A 23,659-nucleotide genomic window follows, 5' to 3' on the forward strand; every position below is an offset into this window, starting at 1 on the left:
CCAGAATGAAAAAGAGGGTTTTCCGCCAGCAGACTGACGTGAATGGGGCAACAGTGAGCACTAAAATCGACGCGCTACATCAGCAGCTCGCCCAACGCATTATGGTGTTGGATGGCGGCATGGGCACTATGATCCAGAGCTACCGGCTGGAGGAAGAAGATTATCGCGGCAGCCGTTTTGCTGGCTGGCCCTGCGATCTCAAAGGCAACAACGATCTGCTGGTGCTGAGTAAACCGTCGGTGATCCGCGAGATCCACGACGCTTATCTGGCTGCCGGTGCAGATATCCTCGAAACCAACACCTTCAACGCCACGTCGATTGCGATGGCAGATTACCAGATGGAAAGCTTGTCGGCGGAGATCAATTTCGAAGCAGCCCGGCTGGCGCGCGCCTGCGCCGATGCGTGGACGGCGAAAACGCCGGATCGTCCGCGTTACGTTGCGGGTGTGCTCGGCCCGACTAACCGCACCTGCTCGATCTCACCCGACGTCAACGATCCTGCTTATCGCAACGTCACCTTTACACAGCTGGTGGAAGCCTACCGTGAATCGACCCGTGCGCTGGTGGAGGGCGGTGCTGACCTCATCATGATCGAAACGGTGTTCGATACGCTGAATGCCAAAGCGGCTGTCTATGCGGTGAAGACCGAGATGGACGCGCTGGGTGTGAAACTGCCGCTGATGATCTCCGGCACCATCACCGATGCGTCCGGCCGGACGCTCTCCGGCCAGACCACCGAAGCGTTTTACAACTCGTTGCGTCATGCCGAACCGCTCTCTTTTGGCCTGAACTGCGCGCTGGGACCCGATGAGCTGCGTCAGTATGTGGCGGAGCTGTCGCGCATCGCCGAGGGCTACGTCACTGCCCATCCCAACGCCGGACTGCCGAACGCCTTTGGCGAATACGATCTCGATGCAGAGCTGATGGCGCAGCAGATAGGTGAGTGGGCTACTTCGGGCTTCCTGAACATTATTGGCGGCTGCTGTGGCACTACACCGCAACATATTGCGGCCATGGTCGCGGCGGTTGACGGCGTTGCGCCGCGCAGGTTGCCTGTGATTCCGGTGGCCTGTCGCCTCTCTGGTCTGGAGCCGCTGAACATCACCGCAGAGTCGCTGTTTGTTAACGTCGGTGAGCGCACCAACGTCACCGGCTCAGCAAAATTTAAGCGGCTGATTAAAGAAGAGAAGTACAGTGAGGCGCTGGAAGTGGCGCTGCAGCAGGTGCAGAGCGGCGCGCAGATTATCGACATCAATATGGATGAAGGAATGCTCGACGCCGAAGCGGCGATGGTGCGGTTTCTGAATCTGATTGCGGGCGAACCGGATATTGCCCGCGTGCCGATTATGATCGACTCCTCGAAATGGGCGGTGATTGAGAAAGGGCTGCAGTGCATTCAGGGCAAAGGGATTGTGAACTCGATTTCGATGAAAGAGGGGGAAGCGGCCTTTATCCATCATGCGCGCCAGGTCCGGCGTTACGGCGCGGCGATGGTGGTCATGGCGTTTGACGAAGTGGGCCAGGCAGATACCCGCGCCCGTAAAATCGAAATCTGTCGTCGCGCTTACCGGATTCTGACCGAACAGGTCGGCTTCCCGCCGGAAGATATCATTTTCGATCCCAACATCTTTGCGGTCGCCACCGGCATCGACGAGCACAACAACTACGCCATGGATTTCATCGGTGCCTGTGAAGACATCAAGCGTGAACTGCCCCATGCGCTGATCTCCGGCGGCGTCTCAAACGTGTCGTTTTCCTTCCGTGGCAACGACCCGGTGCGTGAAGCGATACATGCGGTGTTTCTCTACTACGCCATCCGTAACGGCATGGATATGGGCATCGTCAACGCAGGCCAGCTGGCCATCTATGACGATCTGCCGGCAGAACTGCGCGAGGCGGTGGAAGATGTGATCCTCAACCGACGGGATGATGGCACCGAGCGGCTGCTGGCGCTGGCGGAAAAATACCGTGGCGGCAAAAGTGATGGTGCGCAGGACAAGCAGCTCGCCGAGTGGCGCAGCTGGGACGTGGTGAAGCGGCTGGAATATTCGCTGGTCAAAGGCATCACGGAGTTCATTGAGCAGGATACCGAAGAGGCGCGTCAGCAGGTGCCACGCCCGATAGAGGTGATTGAAGGGCCGCTGATGTCCGGGATGAACGTGGTCGGCGACCTGTTCGGCGAAGGCAAAATGTTCCTGCCACAGGTGGTGAAATCGGCGCGCGTGATGAAGCAGGCGGTAGCGTATCTGGAGCCGTTTATCGAAGCCAGCAAAGAGGCGGGGCGCAGCAACGGTAAAATCGTGCTGGCCACGGTTAAAGGTGACGTGCATGACATCGGCAAGAATATCGTCGGCGTGGTGCTGCAGTGTAATAACTACGAAATTATCGACCTTGGCGTGATGGTGCCGGGCGAGAAAATCCTCAAAACGGCGCGTGAAGTGAAGGCGGACATCATCGGCTTGTCTGGCCTGATTACGCCGTCGCTGGATGAAATGGTCAATATGGCGAAAGAGATGGAGCGGCAGGGCTTTACCTTACCGCTGCTGATTGGCGGCGCGACCACCTCGAAGGCGCATACTGCCGTCAAAATTGAACAGCACTACAGCGGCCCGACGGTCTATGTGCAGAACGCCTCACGCACCGTCGGCGTGGTGTCGTCGCTGCTCTCCGCCACGCTGAAAGACGACTTCGTTGCCCGAACGCGCAAAGAGTACGAAACCGTTCGCATCCAGCATGCGCGTAAAAAGCCACGCACGCCGCCGGTCCCGCTGCAGGCGGCGCGCCACAACGCCACCTCAATTGACTGGGAAAGCTACACGCCGCCGGTACCGCATCGCACTGGTGTCAGTCAGGTGGAGGCCAGCATTGCGACGCTACGCAACTACATCGACTGGACGCCGTTCTTTATGACCTGGTCGCTGGCGGGTAAATATCCCCGCATTCTTGAAGATGAGGTGGTGGGTGAAGAAGCGCAGCGTCTGTTTGCCGATGCCAGTGCGATGCTCGACAGATTAAGTGAGGAGTCGCTGCTGAAGCCGCGTGGCGTGGTCGGTATTTTCCCGGCTAACCGGGTTAGCGATGATATCCATGTTTACCGCGATGAGCGACGCGATGAAATTTTGTGTGTGAGTCATCACTTACGTCAGCAGACCGAGAAAACGGACTTCGCCAACTACTGCCTGGCGGATTTCGTTGCCCCGAAGTCAGCGGGAAAAGCGGATTACCTTGGCGCGTTCGCGGTGACCGGCGGACTGGAAGAGGATGCGCTGGCGGAGGCCTATGATCGTCAGCACGATGACTACAACAAGATCATGGTCAAAGCGCTGGCGGACCGTCTGGCGGAAGCCTTTGCTGAATACCTGCACGAGCGGGTGCGTAAGGTGATCTGGGGCTTTGCGCCCAACGAAAACCTCAGCAATGAAGAGCTGATTCGCGAAAATTATCAGGGGATACGTCCGGCGCCAGGCTATCCGGCCTGCCCGGATCACACTGAAAAAGCTGCCATCTGGCGTCTGCTGGCGGTTGAAGAGCAGACCGGCATGAAACTGACCGAATCCTTTGCCATGTGGCCGGGTGCGGCGGTGTCCGGCTGGTATTTCAGTCATCCTGACAGCCGCTATTTCGCCGTGGCGCAGATTCAGCGTGATCAGGTGGAAGATTATGCGACACGCAAAGGGATGTCGGTGAGTGAGGTGGAGCGCTGGCTGGCACCCAATCTCGGCTACGATGCGGACTAAATAAAAAAAGCGGCCTGAGGGCCGCCTGAAGGGAGATCAGCCGCACCGTACTGGTCAGCTGTAATATCGAGCCAGCACAGGAAACACGGTCAGATTGGAAAGGCGCTAAAGCCAGTCCCTGGCCGCTCGGCCCGCGCCGTCCCTGGCGCGGGACGCTTTCCTCTTCTGCCCGTGTTCCCTGCGCATCAGGCTTCTTCATTGCTGAGAGTCACCCTGACCGGGCCTGTCAGCCAGCTCATGTATACAGGTGACTTCCTGAAACGCGTGCCAAAGTCAAAGCGATGGGAGCATACGCCCGGAGTAAAGCATCGCGGGCCAGGGATGGCCCGCGCTGAGCATGCCACGGATGGCGTTTTTGCGTCTTTACGCAGGGCGTTTGCGCCCTGAGCCTGCTTCTGTAAACAGCGTTGAGCGGCCCGGAGGCCGCCTCGGCTTAGTTGAAGCGAGCGTCGCGATCCGACGTCAGATCATACAGCTGGTACTTACGACCCAGCATCTGACCGCCATCACGCGTCAGCGGCACCCAGTTCACCTGCGCGCGACCGCGTGTTGGCGTCACGGTGAACAGATCCATCGGGATAGAGATATAGAAGCCTTTGGTGAAGTCGCCTTCGCCATACTCTTCAGACGACACGTTGGTTTTGGTGGCATAAACACCGACCATCACGCCGCTGTCGAAGCGCTTCGACACATCAACCGTCACACCTTTATCTTTCGCCAGATACTGACCAACGCTGGTTTTCACCAGCACATCCTGCATGAACCACGGACGCCAGTAACCGGTCAGGTTGCCGGTTGACGCTTTGTAGCGGTTAAACTGCATCATATTGTCCCAGTCACGCTGACGGACGTAGTTGGCATCGACGCCGACCGCCCAGTTCGCATCGACTGGGCGATAAAGCAACTCGCCGCCCACGCCGCCGTACATCGTCTCCAGATAGCCGCCGTAGACCTGACCATAGAAGCCGTTACCGAGGTGGCCCATATAGTTCGCCTGCAGATCGTTAACGTAGACGTTGTTCTCAACGTAATCGCGAATATGGGTACGCACGCGCGGCAGCGAAGAGTCCGCCGGGGCGCCGTTGTAGTTGAATTTGTCGTAGTTGTTAGCGAGGTTACCAAACAGACTGCCGCCCACCAGCAGGTGATCCGTCAGCCAGTAATCCGCGCTGGCCATCACGCCAACCTGATACATGTAGAAGCTTTCCGGGCCGCCCACCGACTGATTCAGCACTGGTGACAGGCTATAGTTCAGGCGATCCTGGCGGATAAACATCCCCTGCTCGGTGTTACCCGGATCGACCGGTTCTTTGCGGGTTTGTTGCAGCGGCTGCTCATGGCCCAGTGGGTAGCCTTCCAGATCGTTACGCAGACTGGCAACTTTCGTCTCAGTAGTCACCTGCGGCATGTTAAAGCGCGACTCGGTCACATTGATGGTGTCGATGCCGTCCGGCAGGTGGTTCATGATGATGCGGTTAGCGCGATCTACCCCTTCACGGGTATCACGATACTTCGTCTGCTCGCCTGACACATACAACGTGTGGCCCTGAGTCTGAATCCGCGGACCATCAAGACCAGCGTTGTATTTCAGATCGGTCAGCTGAGTCCCGACTACCGTCGGTTCCAGCAACTGAGGCTGCGGCTGCGGATTGTAGGCCGGCTTCTCGCTGTCGATGTGCGCCTGACGCAGATCGTTGAAGTTGGTACGGATGGTGACACCAAACATAAAGGTGTTGCCGCGCTCGTAGCTGGCGTTGATGTCAGCCCAGTCGGTCACACGATAAATCGCGCCGACGTTGAGCTTGCTGCGCTGATCAAGGCGGCCAGCAAAGTCATTCTGGTAGTCGTTGCCCTCATACTCCATCTTGAGACGCAGCGGCTGCCAGGGCGTCTGATACTCCACGCCGCCGAAAAATGCTGTCGGACCGTGGAACATCTGCGAGCCATTGATGGAACCCGCTTCGCCCACCCGTGGACGCTGGCAATAGCTGTCGCTATAGGAGCAGAACGGGTTCTTCACGGTGCCGCTGTTGCCGAGATAGCCCCAGCCGAGGCCCAGGGTGAAGTCGAACGGTCCCCAGGCTTTGGTTCCCACCACATATTCACTGTCAAACAGGCCGGTACCGCCGAGATCGCGGGTTCCCACCGCCACTTCCGGCAGCCAGAAGCCTTCCTGCCACAGACGCAGTTTCAGGTCGAAGGCTTTATCCTTATAGCTCTGCGTGCCGCTGAATTCTGACACTGCACTGTACTGCCGGGTGCGCACGTCGGTATAACGCACGGTCGTCTCCAGCCAGGGAAAGAGCTGCAGTGACGCAGAGTAATAGCGGTACTGATCGTTGTCGCGCGCATTGAGGCTGAACTCGCCTTCTTTGGCCATGCGCGCCGTCGGCACCTGCATCAGGCCCACACCACCGAAATCAGATTGTGACGGGCCCACCGGCGCGGGGAAGGTGTCGGCCTGCGCCTGACAGGCTGCCGCCACGGAAACAGCCAACAGGCTGAAGAGATAACGTTTTTTCATCAGTCTGGTATCCGGTGAGTCAGTACGGAAAGAATGCGATCGTTCAGATCTTCATAGCTGCCTGGCAGGCTCCATGAGGAAAAGCCGAGCCAGATAACGCTGCCTGGCTCCACTTCCGCGTGGCGATGATTCCAGTAAGCAACCGGCACCTGCTGTGTGGCGCCGGAAGGCGAAATCACCGTGACAAAATTGCGTTCTGCGCCGGAGAGTGACGGGTGACCCTCCAGATAGTCGCGTACTGATTTACCCGGCTGCCAGCTCACTTTGCCTGCGCCGCTTAATGCGCCGAGCAGCAGCACTGAATCGGATGGCGTCTGCAGCCAGAGGTCATAGCTGCCTTCCAGCCGACGGTTGTCCGCCGGATGGAGACGGATCCAGTCCGGGTCAAGCGGGGTGAACTGACGACCTGTCACGTTGATGGCGCTCAGCTGGCGGATGACCTCATCAATAGCCGCCGCCCGATCGCCGCTGCTGTCAGCACGCCAGGCACGTAAAGCACCCAGCGTCTGTTGATATTGCTGTTGTGCGACGGCGCTGGCACCGCGCTCGGCAATAACGGTACGGCGCCAGTCCGTGTTGGCCTGCAGCGGAGGCAGTGTCACCAGCTGTGAGAGATCCGCGATCTGGCTCAGCTCAGCCTGACCGCCGTTGTGCGGTGCATGAACGATAACCTGCGCAGTCGCCTGCGCTTCTGCGGCGCTGAGCAGGCTCAGCCCGGCCAGCAAAATAGTGATTTTTTTCATGATTTCGCCGGCTTCAGAATAGTGATATCGACAGGGAAGGCATCGGCCGCCAGCATCTGATGGGCCTGCACCACATCACCGCTGCTGTTGTCGATCCAGAAGGTGTTTTCCCACTCGCGGTTACTGCTGTCGATGCTTACCTGCTCATGCCAGACACGGCACGGGATACGGTTGCCCGCCACGGTCAGCACTTCGTCGGTGCCGCGCTGGAAGGTGGAACGCACGGTCGCGCCGCGAACCTTGCCCTGCTCGGTCCACTGCACGATGCGGGTCCAGCCTGCGCCATTGCTGATATGCAGGCTGTCAGCAAGCGGATCCTGTTGCAGATTGCTGACGCTCAGCAGGTTATCCGGTAAGCCCAGGGTTTTAACCAGGCGGCCGTGCTGTGTCACCAGCATCGCCTGATCCTGCGTCACCCATTTCTGCTGCCCCTTCTCGTTGTAGCCCAGCACCACAAAAATGCGCGGACCGTCATTCAGACGAGCATAGAGACTGGCATAAGGAAGATTGTTGACCTGTTGATCGGTGACGGTCACGTCATCCGGACCGTTAACAGCGAGCAGCAGGGTCTGTTCAAGACCTTTTTGCGTTTGTGTACAGGCCTGCAGCAGCAGGCAAGCGAGCAGCAGAGGAAGTCGGCGCACTGTGTGTCCCTGATAAGTCATGCCAAAGTAAAAAATAACCACACATGCGTGTGGTTATGTTTAAAGGTGCTCTGCCCGTCACGGCTGGCTGCAGAGATACAGGTTACAAGGACTCAGCGTCATCACTTAACGAAGTCAGTGATTCAGCCTCGGCCCGTTTGCTGCACATCAGCAATCAGACGGGAGTCGGGCATCCATCAACGAGTGGTGCTCGTCGTGGTCGTGGTTGTTGTACCGGTATTTGCGCCGTCACCACCGCCAGAAGCAGCAATGCCGAGCCCGACCAGCGCGCCAAGTGCGCCGATACCCACAGCCGTGGACGTGCCAGCAGAGATTGCTCCCGCCTGCGCGCCAGCTGCAGTACCTGCTTCACCTGCTTCCTGCGGCGCAGCAAATGCGCTGGAAGAAGCGGCAACGAGGATCAGGGCTGCACCGGCAACCATAGTTTTTTTCATAACAACGTTTCCTGCATTGAGTGAATGAAGGATCTCTGACCGGCGACAAGGGCTATACAGACAGGCTGCAACCAGAGCGACGGACAGTCCCATTGCGGGCGCGTTCATTATAGGGCAACAAAATATCAGAGTTCAGTGCCATAAAAACCAGGGCAAATAGCGGGGTGATTGCGTGATTTAATCAGCTGGATTGGGGATAACTACTTTTTATATCGGAGTTTTTCCGGTTGATACCCTATATTTCGCTACGGGTGAGGTAATTGCAAAGCGGAATGTTCTTTTTTAGTTATATCTGGTACGGAATAAGAATAATCAGAATTTACTCAGAAGGGCTTAAATTAAATATGACTATAAATCAACAGCTAACCCTGCGTACCGCCTGTTTTCAGATCCATTTTATACTGGATTACACTCTGTTTTTTCGCCAGATGTTCAGAATTATCTTAGGGTATTTTAAGACTTTTCCCGCGCTGGCGTGAATGACAGAATCGATAATCAGGTCATCCGGATGGAAAAAGAGACAAAAAAAGGGCGGCAACGTTGCCGCCCGATGAAATTAACGCCGATTAACGCCAGGATTTATAGCGGTTAATTAAGGCATTAGTGGAACTGTCATGAGAGGTAATTTCGTTCTCATTTTCCAGTTCCGGCAGAATACGGTTCGCCAGCTGCTTACCTAATTCCACACCCCACTGATCAAAGGTGAAGATATTCAGGATGGCACCCTGCGTGAAGATTTTGTGCTCGTACAGCGCAATCAGCGCGCCCAGGCTGTACGGCGTAATCTCACGCAGCAGGATGGAGTTAGTCGGGCGATTACCTTCAAACACCTTGAACGGCACAATGTGGGCCACAGATTCTGCAGATTTGCCGGCATCGGTAAACTCTTTCTCCACGACGTCGCGTGACTTACCAAACGCCAGCGCTTCGGTCTGGGCAAAGAAGTTAGAGAGCAATTTTGGATGGTGGTCCGCCAGCGCGTTATGAGTAATAGCCGGCGCAATAAAGTCACACGGAACCAGTTTAGTACCCTGATGGATCAGCTGATAAAACGCATGCTGACCGTTAGTGCCGGGTTCGCCCCAGATAATAGGGCCCGTCTGGTAGTCCACCGGGTGACCGTCGCGATCCACATACTTGCCGTTTGACTCCATATTTCCCTGCTGGAAATAGGCGGCAAAGCGGTGCATGTACTGGTCGTAAGGCAGAATCGCTTCGGTTTCGGCACCAAAGAAGTTGTTGTACCAGATGCCAATCAGCGCCAGCAGCACCGGCAGGTTCTGTTCAGCCGGGGTGGAGGCGAAGTGCTGGTCCATGGCATGTGCGCCGCTCAGCAGCTGCTCGAAGTTATCGAAACCAATCGAGAGAATGATCGACAGGCCGATCGCTGACCACAGTGAATAGCGGCCGCCAACCCAGTCCCAGAATTCAAACATGTTATTGGTGTCGATACCGAATTCGCCCACCGCTTTGGCATTGGTCGACAGTGCAGCAAAGTGTTTCGCTACATGCTGCTGATCGCCTGCGGTTTTCAGGAACCAGTCACGCGCGCTGTGGGCGTTGGTCATGGTTTCCTGAGTCGTGAAGGTCTTCGATGCAACCAGGAACAGGGTGGTTTCCGGGCTGAGATCTTTCAGCGTTTCGGCGATGTGGGTGCCGTCAACGTTGGAGACAAAATGCATATTCAGATGGTTTTTGTACGGGCGCAGCGCTTCCGTCACCATAAACGGGCCAAGGTCGGAGCCGCCGATACCGATGTTCACTACGTCGGTGATCGCTTTACCGGTATAGCCTTTCCATTCGCCGCTGATGATGCGCTCTGAGAAGCCTTTCATCTTGTCCAGCACGGCATTGACCTCTGGCATCACATCTTTGCCATCCACCAGAATCGGCGTGTTACTCCGGTTACGCAGTGCGACGTGCAGCACCGCACGATCTTCGGTACGGTTAATCTTCTCACCCGAGAACATAGACTTAATGGCACCGCTGAGATCGGTCTCTTTGGCCAGCGCCTGTAACTTATCGAGGGTTTCCTGGGTGATGCGGTTTTTGGAGAAATCCACCAGCATCTGATCATCAAAGGTGGCAGAGAATTTGGCAAAACGATCGGCATCCTGAGCGAACAGATCGGCAATTTCTACCGATTTCATCTGCTCAAAATGCTGTTGCAGCGCTTTCCAGGCTGCGGTTTGTGTCGGATTGATATTTTTCATGGCAACACTCTTGTTGATATTAAGAACCGTCATTCCATCGGAGGCACATCATGCCCGTTTAGCGTTTCAGTATGACCACACTTGTAACTGAAAGGAAAAATTTTGTCAGCGCACGCCGCGCAGGCGAGGTGAACGCTGCGATCTGACGTCAGCATTCACTGGCGCGAACAGCCTGCGGATGGCAGCAGTATCACGCGCTAAAGTGTGACGCGAAAGTCTGCGCAAAACGTTGTGCCGTGTCAGGGATTGTTGCAGGGGCTGAACCCATTAAGCACTGTAGCCGCTGCGGCGCAGGGGCATTTGTTTTCTGATGCGGCTCTCCGGCCGTCGCTGACATTGACAGCAGGTCCAGAAAAGGCTAGATCTATGCGCCTACTTGCGCACCTGTGTGCAAGCCAGAAGAGGCGCGTCGCCCAGGCAGTGTGTTGGAGGAACCGTATCCGGTGAAAACACATCATGGGGAGCGACGCCGAGGTGGGTCAGCACGCGGTGTGTTGCCTGTCGGCTACAGGGGCTGAATCCTCTGGGTTGTCACCAGAAACGTCTGCAGTCGACGTTTTGCAAGGTGGGGCGCTTCTGGGTGACTCGTCTATCCGATCTTGTCCGCCCGTTTCTGCTCTTTCCTTGTGCCTGGCTGAAAGCATGTTTCTCGACCCTTTCATCGGCGAGAACAAGATAACCTGACACGAGGTCCTACATGTCTCAAACTCTGATAGTGGCAAAATTTGGCGGCACCAGCGTAGCCGATTTTGAAGCGATGAACCGCAGCGCCGATGTGGTGTTGCAGGACGCCAGCACGCGTCTGGTGGTGCTCTCTGCCTCAGCAGGCATTACCAATCTTCTGGTTGCGCTGGCTGAAGGCCAGCAGGCACCCCAGCGCGCTGCTCTGCTTGATGATATCCGCCGTATCCAGTACGCCATCGTCGATCGCCTGCAGCGTCCGGACGTGATCCGCGATGAAATCGATCGGATGATCGACAATATCAGCATGCTCTCAGAAGCGGCGTCACTCGCTACCTCAAATGCCCTGACCGATGAACTGGTCAGCCACGGCGAGCTGATGTCTTCACTGCTGTTTGTTGAAATTCTGCGTGAACGTCAGGTGAATGCAGAGTGGTTTGATGTTCGCAAAGTGATGCGCACCGACGATCATTTTGGCCGCGCAGTCCCGGATGTTCAGGTGCTGGCGGAGCAGGCGACGGCACAGTTGCAGCCGCGCATTGAGCAGGCGCTGGTGATTACCCAGGGCTTCATCGGCAGTGAAAGCGAAGGGCGTACCACCACTTTAGGGCGTGGCGGCAGTGATTACACCGCCGCGCTGCTGGGCGAAGCGCTGAATGCGGCGCGAGTCGATATCTGGACGGATGTGCCAGGTATCTATACCACCGATCCACGCGTGGTGCCGACGGCGAAGCGTATTGATGAAATCACCTTCGAAGAAGCCGCTGAGATGGCGACGTTTGGTGCCAAAGTATTGCATCCGGCGACGCTGCTGCCCGCCGTGCGCCGGGGTATTCCGGTCTTCGTCGGTTCCAGCAAGGATCCGGCCGCAGGCGGTACCCGCGTCTGCAACGAAACCCGCAATCCGCCGCTGTTCCGGGCGCTGGCGTTACGTCGTAAGCAGACGCTGTTAACGCTGCACAGCCTTAACATGCTGCATACGTTTGGTTTCCTCGCCGAACTGTTTAACATTCTGGCGCGTCATAACGTCTCCGTTGACCTGATCACCACCTCCGAAGTGAGCGTGGCGCTGACGCTGGACACCACGGGATCGACCTCAACCAGCGCCAGTCTGCTGACGCAGGCGCTGCTGACTGAACTCTCGTCGCTGTGCCGGGTAGAAGTGGAGGAAGATCTGGCGCTGGTGGCGATTATCGGCAATGAGCTGTCAAAAGCCTGCGGTGTCGGCAAAGAGGTGTTTGGTGTGCTCGACCCGTTCAACCTGCGGATGATTTGCTATGGGGCCAGCAGCTACAATCTCTGCTTCCTGGTGCCGGGCAACGACGCGGAAAGCGTCGTCCGTACGCTGCACCGCAATCTGTTCGAGTAAATTTATCTGCTGTTCAGGCCGCGTCTGCGCGGCCTGAACAGCGGCAAAAAAACTTCACTTCGTTCTGATCCTCCGCTGGTTTCTTTTTCCCAGATAATTTAATTAATCCAACGGCTTATTGCCCACTATTGCCAAATGGTAACCCCTTTCTTTGCGCATTTCGTGTACTGGCGTTGCGCTCCCTTTCCTCAGATTTATAATCCCGCCGCTGAATCAATTCACCCAAATTTAGGAAATATCATGAAAAGGTTAGTCGCAGAGACGCTGGGGACTTTTGTACTGGTCGCAGGCGGTTGTGGTAGTGCCGTACTGTCAGCGGCGTTCCCGGAACTCGGCATTGGCTTCGTGGGCGTCGCGCTGGCTTTCGGTCTGAGCGTACTGGTCATGGCGTATGCGGTCGGTCATATCTCGGGCGGTCATTTTAATCCGGCGGTCACTCTGGGATTAGTGGCAGGCGGACGTTTCTCCGCCTCGCAGGCCATTCCTTACATCATCGCGCAACTGGTAGGCGGCATTGCTGCTGGCGCGGTGCTTTATCTGATCGCCAGCGGTAAAGGCGACTTCAGCGCAGCGGCCAGCGGCTTTGCGGCGAACGGCTACGGCGAACACTCGCCGGGCGGCTTCAGTTTGCAGGCAGGCATGATCACTGAGGTCGTGATGACGGCTATCTTCCTGATTGTGATCATGGGCGCGACCAGCGAACACGCGTCAAAAGGCTTTGCGCCGATCGCGATTGGTCTGGCGTTAACCCTAATCCACCTGATCAGCATTCCAGTGACTAACACTTCTGTTAACCCGGCACGCAGCACCGCAGCAGCCCTCTTCCAGGGCGACTGGGCGATCGCTCAGCTGTGGATGTTCTGGTTGATGCCGATTATCGGCGCCGTGATTGGTGGTTTGATCTACCGCGGTTTAGAGGATAAAGCAGCGTAATTTCGTCGATATTCAGCGGATCGGCAGCAGTCGATCCGCATTTTCCTGCCTCGCCCCATCTTCGCCTTACGCCATGATAATGAAGTGTTATGATCCCGGCCTCGTCACGGCAGTCGTTCCTGCATGATGACGCTCTATGGCAAATCTGCACTAAACATAACATTCTTATAAGGAAGTCTGGCTATGCTCGCCACGTTAACCCGCCTGTTCCCGCTCTGGGCCGTGCTGCTGTCTGCCGCCGCTTATTACTCTCCAGGTACCTTTCTCGGCATCGGACCCTGGGTCACTTATCTGCTGATGCTGATTATGTTCGGCATGGGCGTGACCCTGAATATCGACGATTTCAAACGGGTGCTGACCCGGCCTGCGCCGGTGATTGCCGGCACCTTTCTGCACTATCTGGTGATGCCGTTAGCCGCCTGGGGGCTGGCAAAACTGTTTCATATGCCGCCCGATCTGGCCGCCGGTATGATTCTGGTCGGCTCAGTTGCCAGCGGCACCGCCAGCAACGTGATGATCTATCTGGCGAAAGGCGATGTGGCGCTGTCGGTAACCATTTCTTCCGTCTCTGCGCTGGTGGGCGTGTTCGCCACGCCGCTGTTAACGCGCTTTTATGTCGATACCCACATTCAGGTTGATGTGGTGGGCATGCTGCTGAGCATCGTGAAGATCGTCGTGATCCCAATCAGCCTCGGACTGATCATTCATCACAGTATGAACAGCGTGGTTCGCCGGGTGGAACCGTGGCTGCCTGCGTTTTCGATGGTCTGCATTCTGCTGATCATCAGCGCGGTGGTGGCGGGCAGTCAGGGCTTTATCGGGTCGGTGGGTCTGATGGTGATCGCGGCGGTGATCCTGCATAACGCGATTGGTCTGCTTGGCGGCTACTGGGGCGGCAAACTGTTTGGCTTTGATGAGTCAACCTGCCGTACGCTGGCGCTGGAGGTCGGCATGCAGAACTCCGGTCTGGCGGCGACGCTGGGCAAACTCTACTTCTCGCCGCTGGCGGCATTGCCGGGCGCACTCTTCTCGGTGTGGCACAACCTGTCAGGTTCGTTGCTGGCGGGTTACTGGTCCGGAAAGCCGATTAAGAAGAAGTAACCGTGGCGGCGCATTATTGCGATGCGCCGCTTCTCACTGCTGTTGCGCCGGACGCGTGCTCCGGCGTAACTGTCTGTTCACACCCCTTATTCATAATCCCGTTCATCGTCGGGCTGGTCCAGCACAGTATAGGCCACGCTGCAGAACAGGGAATTCAGGCGCTTCATGTCGCCGAGTAAACCGAGGTGCAGCGAGCTGGTTTCAATGCTCTGCACGTTCTGCTGATGCAGGCGATCAACGTGGGCGTGAGAGTAGCGACGAATCATCAGGCGGAAGCGATGTTTTGCGCGGCGCAGACGTCTGGCGCTGGTGACATCGTGCGAAAGAAAGACTGACAGGCTCATTCTGAGGTTGGCGATCAACAGTTCCTGCAGCTCCTGCAGCTCCTTTAATCCCTCGGCAGAAAACGCGCGGCCCGCTGCCAGCGACTTGTCAGCGACATCGCCGCTCATCCGCTCAATAATGTCACCGGCCTGCTCCAGATTCAGCGACATCTCAATAATTTCGCCCCAGCGGCGCGAATCCTCTTCAGGCAGATCCTCTTTGGGCATCCGCGCCAGATAGAGTTTGATGGCGGTATAAAGCACATCGACATCATCATCCAGCCGACGCACCGTGCGCTCCTCGCGGGACTCACCATGCACCACTTTATTAAACGCTTCCAGCATCTGCTCCAGCACGTCACCCATGCGCAGCGCTTCGCGGGCGGCATTCACCAGCGCCAGCGCCGGGGTATCCAGCGCGCTGCGATCGAGATGCTTTGGCTTAAGCTGCAGCGCGTTATCCACGTCGTCAGCAATGAGTCGACGGCAGAGGCGCGCCATCAGGTCCGCAAACGGCACCATCGCCACGCAGCGGATCAGGTTGTAAAACACATGGAAGAAAATCACTAACTCTTCATCGTTGACCGGCAGCTTATCGAGCCAGGTCGCCACAATATCGACAAACGGCAGGATCAGGACGCAGCCAATGAACTTGAACAGCAGGCTGCCGAGCGCAACGCGCTTACCGGCGGCATTCGAGCCGCTGGCGTTGATCATCGCCAGCAGGCCGCTACCGAGATTGGCACCAATCACCAGACAGAGCGCGACCTTGAACGAAATCACGCCGGTGGCAGTCAGTGTCGCGGTGATCAGCACCGCGGCCAGACTGGAGTAACTGATAATGGCAAACACCGCGCCCAGCAGCGCATCAAGCATCACGTCGCCGGTCAGGCTGGAGAAGAGTACCTGCACGCCCGCGGCCTGAGTAATCGGACGCGCCGCTTCGACAATCAGCTGCAGCGCCAGCAATATCAGGCCCAGGCCGATACTGGCACGGCCTAACTGACCGGCGCGGGTCTGCTTGCGGCTGAGGAAGAACACCACACCAAAGAAGATAAACAGCGGTGAGAGCCAGGAGAGATCAAAGGTCAGGATGCGCGCCATGATGGCGGTACCAACATCCGCACCCAGAATGACCACCAGCGCGGGCGTCAGGCTGACCAGATTCTGTGCCACAAACGAGGTGACCAGCAACGTCGTGGCATTGCTGCTCTGTACCAGCGTAGTCACGCCGAGACCCGCCAGAAACGCCATCGGTTTTTTTTCTATACTGCGGCTCAGCACGCGGCGCAGATCGGCGCCGTAAACCCGCATGATGCCGGTTCGCACGATATGTGTGCCCCAGACCAGCAGGGCCACTGCAGAGAGCAGATTAAGCAGAGTTAACACGGGGTATCGCTCCTCGTTTGTCAGGCTTCAAACAGCACAGACTGCCAGCCTGACATCAAGAGCAATCTGTGAAGGGGATTGCCGTGCTATGCGTGATTTTTTCCTGTGTTTTAAGCCACCTGGCGCAAAGTCGACAGCTCTAATTGTAGACCAATCTGCCTGCCAGCGGGGTGCAAATCCGCCGCCGATCGGTTCAGCACATCGACTGAAAGCTCCACGTCATGCGCCCGGATACGGTAGCGGATGACGTTGCCCAGCAGGCTGTGGCTGAGGATTTCCGCAGGAATACCCTGGCCCGGCGCGATAAACAGCATCGATTCCGGGCGAATGGCGACCTGGCTGTGGAAAGGCTGGCCGGTCAGCCGCGTCGCCTGCTCGGCACTCAGCAGGTTGTAGTTGCCAATAAATCCGGCGGCAAAGAGATCGACCGGCTGGGTATAGAGCGCTTCGGCATCGCCGTTCTGCACGATTTTGCCCCGGTTCATCAGCACAATGCGGTCGGAGAGCGTCAGCGCCTCCTCCTGATCGTGGGTGACGAAGAGGGTGGTGAGATTCAGCTCGCGCTGAATGCGCCGGATTTGATCGCGCAGATGGCGACGGATGCGCGCATCCAGCGCCGACAGCGGCTCATCCAGCAGCAGCAGACGCGGACGCGTCACCAGTGAACGCGCCAGCGCCACGCGCTGACACTGGCCGCCTGACAGCTGATGCGGATAACGACGCGCATAGTCACTGAGTTCCACCAGTTCCAGCACCTCCAGCACCCGCTGGCGGATCTGTGCCTCGGGCAGCTTCTGCATCTTCAGGCCAAACGCGACGTTCTTCTCCACCGTCATGTTGGGAAACAGCGCATAGCTCTGGAACACCATGCCAATGGCGCGTTTCTGCGGGGCCAGCGGCACGATATCCTTGCCCTCCAGCCTGATTTCACCGCTGTCGACGCCGGTTAATCCCGCCAGACAGCGCAGCAGCGTCGATTTGCCGCAGCCGCTGGGGCCGAGCAGGGTGACAAACTCTCCTTCGGCGGCGCTGAAATCGATCTGCTCAAAAATCGGCGTCGGTCCATAAGACTTGTTCAGCTCTCTGACCTCAAGGTAACTCATATTCAGCCTCGTTCAGGATTCAGGGCGTTGGCCAGCCAGGTGACCAGCAGCACCACAAAGAAGTAGGAGATCACCAGCGCGCTGGTGAAGTGACCGCTGCCGTTGCGCATATTGAACAGGTAAACCTGGAGGGTTTCATAGCGGTTGCCGACCAGCAGGTTAGCGAAGACAAACTCACCAATCAGAAAGGAGAACGAGAGCAGCACGGCAATCAGCATCCCCTTGCGCAGGTTAGGCAGCACCACCCACAGCGCCGCCTGCCAGGTGCTGGCACCCAGCAGCTGTGCAGCATCAATCAGCTCTTTAAGGTTGATCGCCTGCATATTGTTCGCCAGCGCCCGATAGATAAAGGGCAGTGCGATGGTGAAGTAACAGCCGATTAAGATCCACGGCGTGCCGGTGAGCATCAGCGGTGACGAAGAGTAGAGCTGGAGTAATCCCACAGATGACACCACCGGCGGCACGGCAAAAGGCATCAGGATCAGGATGTTCATCACCGCATCCAGTCGGGGAAAGTAGTAAGCGATTACAAACATGGCAGGCAGCACCAGCACCAGAGAGAAGAGCAGCGCACCGAAGCAAATCAGCAGCGAATGGCCCAGCGCTGTCAGAAAACGTGAATCGCTCCAGAGCTGAATGAACCACTTCAGGCTGTAGCCCTGCGGCAGAATGGTATTGCTCCAGTCGGACGAAATCGCATAGAGCAGCGTCGCCAGCAACGGCAGCGCCAGCAGAGTAAAGAGTAACCCGACCATGATCCGGTGATAGAGATGCTCAGCACGTGACATGACGGCTCCTTTCATGGCTGTTTCGCATTGAGGTAGCTGCGGCGCACCAGATACTGCTGCACCAGGGTGATCAGCGCCATGATTGCCACCAACAGCATCGCCAGCGCGCTGCCGGTGTTGGGATCGAGCGAAATATCTCCGGAGACCAGCGCTGCGATGCGCACCGGCACCACGTTGAAATTACCGGTGGTCAGCGCGTAAATCGTGGCGTAAGCCCCCAGCGCATTCGCCAGCAGGATCACAAAGGTTCCGAGCAGTGCCGGGAACAGAATCGGCAGGGCGATGTGCCAGACGTAGCGCCAGCGGCTGGCACCCAGCAGCGCAGCAGACTCCTGCCACTCTTTTTTCAGCCCGTCGAACGCCGGGTAGAGCAGCAGCACACCCAGCGGGATCTGAAACCAGGTGTAAACCAGCACCATCCCGTTGCGCGAGAAGAGTCGGAAGCTCTCAATCACACCATAATGGCGCAGCAGCAGCGTCAGGCAGCCGTTCAGTCCCAGCAGAATCACAAAGGCAAACGCCAGCGGGACACCGGCAAAGTTGCTGGTCATGTTGGTAAAAGAGATAAGGAAGCGCTGCAGTCGTCCGCCGCCGAGCTGATGCAGTGAATAGCCGGTGATGAGCGCAATCAGCAGTCCCCAGACGCTGGACCAGAGCGAGATATCCAGTGAGAAGCGAAATGCCTGCTGGTAGAACGGTGAGGTGAGGATGTCGTGATAGTTATCCCAGCCCCACTGGCTGTTCATCTCACTCCAGAAGCTGTTGATGGCGATCCACAGCAGCGGGGCCAGCTGAAAGGCGACCCAGAACAGGGTGAAAGGCAACAGCAGCAGCAGCGCGAATCCTTTTCCCTTCATCTTTGCGGCTCCGCCAGCAGCCCGCGACAGACCGGCTTGTCATGGGCCACTTCCAGCAGTTCACACAGCGTGCCGCACAGATCGGTCTGCTGCGGCGCAAGGTCAGGCTGCAGCGAGAAAGCGTGGCCAAAGACAAACAGCGGCACCGTGGTCTCCTCAGGCAGAATTCCGCCGTGGGAGCGATCGTCATTCATGCCGTGATCGGCCGTCACCATCACCTGGTAGCCTTCGGCCAGCCACAGCGGCATCCACTGCGACAGAAGGCCGTCGGCAATGCGTGCCCGGTTGCGGTACTGCGGCGAGGAGAGCCCCGATTTATGACCGGCATCATCGATATTCATCGGGTGGATCAGCAGGAAATCGGGATCGTGACGCAGCCGCAGGCTCTCTGCATCCTCAAACAGATGTGAGTCAGGATAGCTATCGTCAGAATAAAAATGACCATACTGAATCGGCAGGTCCGGCGCGTCGGTATGACGATCGCGCGCCGGAACGAACGGTGTGCGGTTATAAAGCTCACTTACCCAGTGGTAGGCCGCCGCCGCTGTCGTCAGCCCCGCCGCGCGCGCAAAGTGAAACACGCTGCGTTCGCGACTTAACCGGCTGACGCCATTATGAATAATGCCGCTTCTGACCGGCGGAACGCCGGTCAGTATGCACTCATAAAGCGGGCGCGACAGCGACGGTAATTCACAGGTCATACGGTAATAGAACCCGTTGCCTTGCGAACACTCGGCATGCAGGTAACCCATTGCATGTTGTGCGACCTGATTGCTCAGTCCGTCCAGTACCACCAGGATGGTCTTCATTCCGTTCTCCCTGCCGCAAACTACTGCTGCATGTTGATGATGACGTTTTCCTGCCACAGGCGCGGCAGCATTTTCGACGATTTATCCCAGGCAGCCTGATCCTTAACCGGACGGGCATTTTTGTATTCGGACTGCGGCAGCAGGCGAGCCTGAACGTCCGCTGGCAGGGTCAGATGCTCGGCACGAATCGGGCGGGCATAGCCCTTCGCCAGATTGATCTGTCCCTGATCTGAGAAGATATATTCGCGCGTCAGTTTTGCGGCGTCAGGGTGTTTCGCATATTTGTTGATGATAGTGGTGTAGCCGGAGGTGACGGAGCCGTCAGACGGGATCACTACTTCGTAGCGATTTTTGTCGATCTGGTCACGGTAGTTCAGGGCGTTAAAGTCCCATACCACCGCCATCTGTACTTCGCCTTTTTCGATGTTAGCAATGACCGGATCGGTCACGCCAAGACGCCCCTGTTTGGCCAGATCGGCAAAGAACGCCAGCGCCGGTTTCAGGTTCTTTTCATCGCCGCCTAAGGCGTAGTTTGCAGCCAGTACGCCATTGGCCGCCTGAGCTGCCACGCCGACGTCGCCGATAGTAACCACATACTTACCTTTCTTCAGATCGGCCCAGCTGTGGGGAATATCTTTCACCTGCTGCTTGTCGATCAGAAAGGCAATGGTGCCGGTGTAGGCCAGCGCCCAGTGTCCGTCTTTATCTTTGGCCCAGGCAGGAATCTGATCCCAGTGTGTCGGTTTGTAGGGCTGAGTTACCCCTTTGGCGACGGCGATCGGGCCAAAGGCGGCGCCCACGTCACCGATATCAGCGCTGGCGTTCTCTTTCTCTGCATCGAATTTCGCCAACTCCTGCGCCGATGACATATCGGTATCGCTGTGCTTAAGGCCATATTTGCTGCTGATGTCGTTCCAGGTCTCTTTCCAGTTGGCCCAGCTATCCGGCATCCCGACGCTGTTAACCTGACCTTCACTGCGCGCGGCTTTTTCGAGTGCGGCGAGGTCGTTATCGGCGGCCTGCGCAACGGGCAGGGTGAGGACTACAGCACTGGCTACTACAGAGGCGATAAACGCTTTCATCTCAGTTGCTCCGGGTGTAAGTTGATGGGCCTGGCTGGTCTAGTCCAGCAAGAACCGAGCCAATGTAGCCCCTCTATATGAACGATTTATGACAAGGCGGCGCGGTGCGGGGAAGGGGCGACAAAAGACGCGGCCCGTTCGCCCACCTCAGGCGCGTTTACCTGAACAGTAAGAGTGCGAAGTCGCACCAAAATGAGGCTACTGTTGTGGAGTCGATAGCACTCAAAACGGCGGATGCGATTGCCAGCGCACTGCTGACGCGCATCCAGGCGGGAGAGTTCAGCGGCGGGCGACTGCCGGCAGAACGAGCCTTAAGCGAGGCGTTCAGCACCACGCGGATTACCCTGCGGGAAGCGCTGGGTAAGCTGGAAGCCCAGGGGATGATCTACCGGGAACTGCGTCGCGGCTGGTTTATCGCGCCACCACGTCTGATTTACAATCCGCTGCATCACAGCCACTTTCATGCCATGGCGAGGGAGCAGGGAAGGCAGGCGACCACTGAGGTGATCGCTGCTGAGCAGGTCGCAGCGCACGACAGCGTAGCGACCGCGCTGCGTCTGGCACCCGGTTCGGCGGTTTACTGCATCCGCCGTCTGCGGCGCATTGATGGGCGTGCGGTGCTCTATGTTGAACACTACCTCAATCCGCGTTTTTTCCCTGGCCTGCTCGATGAAGATCTGACCCGCTCCCTGACCGATCTCTATGACCAGCGCTACGGCATTCGCTACGGCGGCGCGCGCTTCACGATTCTGCCCGGTCCGTTACCGGAAGTCGCGGCACCCACGCTGAATGTGGCGCCGGGCAGCCCCGGTTTGCTGATCACCCGTATTAACCGCAATCAGCAAAAAGAGGTGATTGATTGCGACTGTGAATACTGGCGGTACGACGCGCTCTGTGTGGATGTGGAGGCTTAGGGTTATTGTGATTTGCATCACACTCACGCATGATATCGCGCGCTGATAACTCCTTTTTAAAGGCGCAACATGAGTGACAAAAATCCTTTTGCCCGCCACCTTGCAACGGTTCTGCAATGGGTGCTGAATCTGGGTCTGCTGAGTCTGGCGATCATCCTGATCGTCTTTTTAGGCAAAGAGACTATTCATCTGGCAAACGTCCTGTTTAACACCGGCGAGCAGGCCTCTTCTTACCTGCTGATTGAGGGAATTGTTATCTATTTCCTCTACTTCGAATTTATTGCCCTGATTGTTAAGTACTTTCAGTCGGGCTATCACTTTCCCCTGCGCTACTTTGTCTATATCGGTATCACGGCCATTATCCGCCTGATTATCGTCGACCATAAAAATCCCTTCGATACCCTCTGCTACTCAGCGGCGATTCTGATTCTGGTGGTCACGCTGTGGCTGGCCAACAGTAACCGGCTGAAACGCGAGTAATCCCCCTGCCGTCTGACACGACGGCAGGTGTTCGCATCGCCGCTCTGCGCTAAACTAGCGTCCTGAAAATTATCGGGAGTGGTGCCATGTCGCAAGACGCACTCAGCTTATTACGTTCGCTCAACTGGCTTTCTCCGTCGCAGGCCACCCTTGCGCCGCCCTTGCTCGACTGGCTGATGGAGGAGGATTCGATGACGCGCCGTTTTGAACAGCACTGTCAGCGGGTCACGGTTCAGCCGCTGCGTGAAGGTTTTATCGACGCCAGCGAGTTGGGTGAGGAAAGGGCGTTGTTGCCAGACGATGAACGCTTCTGGCTACGCGAAGTGCTGCTGTCCGGCGACGATCAGCCCTGGCTGGCTGGCCGCACGCTGGTACCGGAAAGCACCCTTAACGGGCCAGAGGCGATGCTGCAACAGCTCGGCACCCGTCCTCTGGGGCGCTATCTTTTTTCGTCGTCGACGCTGACCCGCGATTTTATTGAGCCGGGGCAGGTGGAGGGATTGTGGGGACGGCGTTCCCGCCTGCGTCTCTCTGGCAAACCGCTGCTGCTGACTGAACTGTTTTTACCGGCATCGCCGCTCTATCGCGATCTGGTCTGAGGATTTTGTGGTGCAAACGAGCTTAAGTATGAATAAATGGCGGGCCTACGCTCGCCTGATGCGTATCGACAAACCGATCGGGACGCTGCTGCTGATGTGGCCCACGCTCTGGGCATTATGGCTGGCTGACATGGCGATCCCGCCACTGCCGGTGCTGGTGGTATTCGTTGCCGGGGTGTTTGTGATGCGCGCGGCGGGTTGTGTGATCAATGACTACGCCGACCGCAAAGTTGATGGTCATGTGGAGCGTACGAAGCACCGGCCACTGGCCAGCGGCGCGGTGAGTGCAAAAGAGGCGAAGCTGCTGTTCGTGATCCTGGCGCTGGTGGCGTTTGCGCTGGTGCTGACCATGAACCTGATGACGATCATGCTCTCCGTCGTGGGGCTGGCGCTGGCCTGGGTTTATCCCTTTATGAAGCGCTACACCCACCTGCCGCAGGTGGTGCTGGGGGCCGCGTTTGGCTGGGCGATTCCGATGGCCTGGTCCGCAGTTAGTGAGTCCTTACCTCTAGTCTGCTGGCTGGTGTTTATTGCCAACATCTGCTGGACGGTCGCTTATGATACGCAGTATGCGATGGTCGATCGGGACGATGACCTGAAGATTGGCGTGAAGTCGACGGCGATTTTATTTGGCCGTTTCGACAAGCTGATTATTGGTCTGCTGCAACTGGCAACCCTGCTGCTGATGGCGCTGGTGGGCATGATGCTGCATCTGAACGGCGCCTTCTACTGGACGCTGCTGCTGGCGGCTGCGCTGTTTGTTTATCAGCAGAAGCTGATCGCCGGGCGCGAACGCCAGCCCTGTTTCCAGGCTTTCCTGAATAACAACTATGTCGGGATGGTGCTGTTCCTGGGCGTACTGATGAATACGCCGCCGTTCAGTCAGCTGTTCTGACAGAGCGTTTTGGGCATAAA

General features: G+C 57.3%; 19 protein-coding genes and 1 riboswitch. Of the genes, 8 read left to right on the forward strand and 11 right to left on the reverse strand.

Translation table 11 applies throughout. From position 1 onward, the window contains the following. Nucleotides 1-53: 53 nt before the first annotated feature. Nucleotides 54-3,737 (forward strand): methionine synthase, encoded by a 3,684-nt coding sequence (metH, locus tag BY447_RS11775; protein WP_110331933.1) that lies wholly within the window; start codon nt 54-56, stop codon nt 3,735-3,737. Between the two features lie 433 nt (nt 3,738-4,170). On the opposite strand, the gene BY447_RS11780 is transcribed toward metH, so the two are convergent. From BY447_RS11780 to pgi, 5 genes are all read right to left on the reverse strand, one after another. Then, nucleotides 4,171-6,261: a YjbH domain-containing protein gene (locus BY447_RS11780; protein WP_013359754.1), complete on the reverse strand. Its 2,091-nt coding sequence runs from the start codon at nt 6,259-6,261 to the stop codon at nt 4,171-4,173. Then, on the reverse strand, nt 6,261-7,004 hold the full coding sequence (locus BY447_RS11785; RefSeq protein WP_033784457.1) for a capsule biosynthesis GfcC family protein: 744 nt from the start codon (nt 7,002-7,004) through the stop codon (nt 6,261-6,263). The genes BY447_RS11780 and BY447_RS11785 overlap by 1 nt, the downstream gene beginning before the upstream one ends. Continuing rightward, nucleotides 7,001-7,648 (reverse strand): YjbF family lipoprotein, encoded by a 648-nt coding sequence (locus BY447_RS11790; RefSeq protein WP_110331185.1) that lies wholly within the window; start codon nt 7,646-7,648, stop codon nt 7,001-7,003. Before BY447_RS11790 ends, BY447_RS11785 begins: the two co-directional genes overlap by 4 nt. A gap of 197 nt (nt 7,649-7,845) precedes the next feature. After that, complete coding sequence (gene yjbE / locus BY447_RS11795; protein ID WP_013359757.1) at nt 7,846-8,103, reverse strand: exopolysaccharide production protein YjbE; 258 nt, start codon at nt 8,101-8,103, stop codon at nt 7,846-7,848. 566 nt (nt 8,104-8,669) lie between these two features. Then, nucleotides 8,670-10,316 (reverse strand): glucose-6-phosphate isomerase, encoded by a 1,647-nt coding sequence (gene pgi / locus BY447_RS11805; RefSeq protein WP_110331187.1) that lies wholly within the window; start codon nt 10,314-10,316, stop codon nt 8,670-8,672. Between the two features lie 391 nt (nt 10,317-10,707). Continuing rightward, nucleotides 10,708-10,900: riboswitch (Lysine riboswitch) on the forward strand. Nucleotides 10,901-11,013: 113 nt separating this feature from the next. Here pgi and lysC point away from each other — a divergent pair. The 3 genes from lysC to panS all read left to right on the forward strand — a co-directional run bounded on the left by lysC (nt 11,014) and on the right by panS (nt 14,400). Next, entirely contained in the window at nt 11,014-12,366 is a 1,353-nt protein-coding gene (lysC, locus tag BY447_RS11810) for a lysine-sensitive aspartokinase 3 (RefSeq protein ID WP_033734867.1), read from the forward strand. Nucleotides 12,367-12,606: 240 nt separating this feature from the next. Then, a complete protein-coding gene (aqpZ, locus tag BY447_RS11815) occupies nt 12,607-13,299 on the forward strand; it encodes an aquaporin Z (RefSeq protein ID WP_110331188.1) in 693 nt (230 codons plus the stop codon). Nucleotides 13,300-13,482: 183 nt separating this feature from the next. Beyond that, entirely contained in the window at nt 13,483-14,400 is a 918-nt protein-coding gene (gene panS, locus BY447_RS11820) for a ketopantoate/pantoate/pantothenate transporter PanS (RefSeq protein WP_110331189.1), read from the forward strand. 86 nt (nt 14,401-14,486) lie between these two features. Here the strand turns inward: panS and BY447_RS11825 are convergent, their stop codons facing one another. From BY447_RS11825 to BY447_RS11850, 6 genes are all read right to left on the reverse strand, one after another. Further along, on the reverse strand, nt 14,487-16,112 hold the full coding sequence (locus BY447_RS11825; RefSeq protein ID WP_013359762.1) for a Na/Pi cotransporter family protein: 1,626 nt from the start codon (nt 16,110-16,112) through the stop codon (nt 14,487-14,489). A gap of 110 nt (nt 16,113-16,222) precedes the next feature. Then, nucleotides 16,223-17,215 (reverse strand): ABC transporter ATP-binding protein, encoded by a 993-nt coding sequence (locus BY447_RS11830; protein WP_110331190.1) that lies wholly within the window; start codon nt 17,213-17,215, stop codon nt 16,223-16,225. 2 nt (nt 17,216-17,217) lie between these two features. After that, the gene (locus BY447_RS11835) at nt 17,218-18,003 is read right to left on the reverse strand and encodes an ABC transporter permease (protein WP_013359764.1); all 786 of its coding nucleotides are present in this window, start codon (nt 18,001-18,003) and stop codon (nt 17,218-17,220) included. Nucleotides 18,004-18,014: 11 nt separating this feature from the next. After that, the gene (locus BY447_RS11840; RefSeq protein WP_013359765.1) at nt 18,015-18,860 is read right to left on the reverse strand and encodes an ABC transporter permease; all 846 of its coding nucleotides are present in this window, start codon (nt 18,858-18,860) and stop codon (nt 18,015-18,017) included. After that, entirely contained in the window at nt 18,857-19,669 is an 813-nt protein-coding gene (locus BY447_RS11845) for an alkaline phosphatase family protein (RefSeq protein WP_033784463.1), read from the reverse strand. The genes BY447_RS11840 and BY447_RS11845 overlap by 4 nt, the downstream gene beginning before the upstream one ends. 20 nt (nt 19,670-19,689) lie before the next feature. Continuing rightward, entirely contained in the window at nt 19,690-20,751 is a 1,062-nt protein-coding gene (locus BY447_RS11850; RefSeq protein ID WP_110331191.1) for an ABC transporter substrate-binding protein, read from the reverse strand. A gap of 206 nt (nt 20,752-20,957) precedes the next feature. Here BY447_RS11850 and BY447_RS11855 point away from each other — a divergent pair, with 206 nt between their 5' ends. From BY447_RS11855 to ubiA, 4 genes are all read left to right on the forward strand, one after another. Further along, nucleotides 20,958-21,665, forward strand: coding sequence for a UTRA domain-containing protein (locus tag BY447_RS11855; protein WP_199226928.1), 708 nt, complete (start codon nt 20,958-20,960; stop codon nt 21,663-21,665). 69 nt (nt 21,666-21,734) lie between these two features. Then, nucleotides 21,735-22,145: a phosphate-starvation-inducible protein PsiE gene (psiE, locus tag BY447_RS11860; protein ID WP_110331192.1), complete on the forward strand. Its 411-nt coding sequence runs from the start codon at nt 21,735-21,737 to the stop codon at nt 22,143-22,145. 86 nt (nt 22,146-22,231) lie between these two features. Further along, nucleotides 22,232-22,744, forward strand: a complete 513-nt coding sequence (gene ubiC / locus BY447_RS11865) for a chorismate lyase (RefSeq protein ID WP_013359770.1) — start codon at nt 22,232-22,234, stop codon at nt 22,742-22,744. A 28-nt stretch (nt 22,745-22,772) separates the two neighbouring features. Beyond that, nucleotides 22,773-23,639, forward strand: coding sequence for a 4-hydroxybenzoate octaprenyltransferase (gene ubiA, locus BY447_RS11870; RefSeq protein ID WP_370422478.1), 867 nt, complete (start codon nt 22,773-22,775; stop codon nt 23,637-23,639). Nucleotides 23,640-23,659 lie beyond the last annotated feature (20 nt).

It is taken from the genome of Pantoea sp. JKS000250, from assembly GCF_003201065.1.
GTDB lineage: Bacteria > Pseudomonadota > Gammaproteobacteria > Enterobacterales > Enterobacteriaceae > Pantoea > Pantoea vagans.